This window comes from Ottowia cancrivicina, from assembly GCF_029813755.1.
Classification (GTDB): Bacteria; Pseudomonadota; Gammaproteobacteria; order Burkholderiales; family Burkholderiaceae_C; genus Ottowia; species Ottowia massiliensis.
Genome location: NZ_JARVII010000105.1, coordinates 1 through 391, shown reverse-complemented (window position 1 = coordinate 391; position 391 = coordinate 1). Strand labels below are relative to the sequence as shown.

Here is a 391-nt window from a genome sequence, read left to right as displayed (position 1 = left end):
TTGTAGAGGCCGTGCTGTGGATCGTGCGCACAGGCAGCCCCTGGCGCGATTTGCCTGAAGAATTCGGCAAATGCAACACCGTTTTCAAACGCTTTGGCGACTGGGTCAAGGCCGATATCTGGCAAAAACGCTTTGATGCCGTCAGCGGCCAGCCGGATATGCAATACGCCATGGCCGATGCCACGATCGTGAAAGTGCACCGTCACGGCCAGGGCGCAGGACTCAAAGCCAGGCCATAGGCCACTGGCGCGGGGGTGTAAGCACCAAGATACTGGCCCTGTGCGATGCGCTGGGCCATCTGGTCAAGTTCGCTCTGATGCCAGGCCAGCGGCATGACAGCAAAGGAGTCGAAGAGATGATCCGGAACCAAAAGTTTGGGGCGCTGCTGGCG

2 protein-coding genes are annotated in these 391 nt (G+C 59.3%); one reads left to right on the top strand and one right to left on the bottom strand.

All coding sequences use genetic code 11. The features are described 5' to 3' along the window. The coding region (locus QB898_RS13525; protein ID WP_428982839.1) for a transposase at nt 1-239 on the top strand (239 nt) is incomplete at its 5' end. On the opposite strand, the gene QB898_RS13520 is transcribed toward QB898_RS13525, so the two are convergent. After that, on the bottom strand, nt 203-391 hold a 189-nt coding region (locus QB898_RS13520), incomplete at its 5' end, for a hypothetical protein (protein WP_428982838.1). The genes QB898_RS13525 and QB898_RS13520 overlap by 37 nt on opposite strands.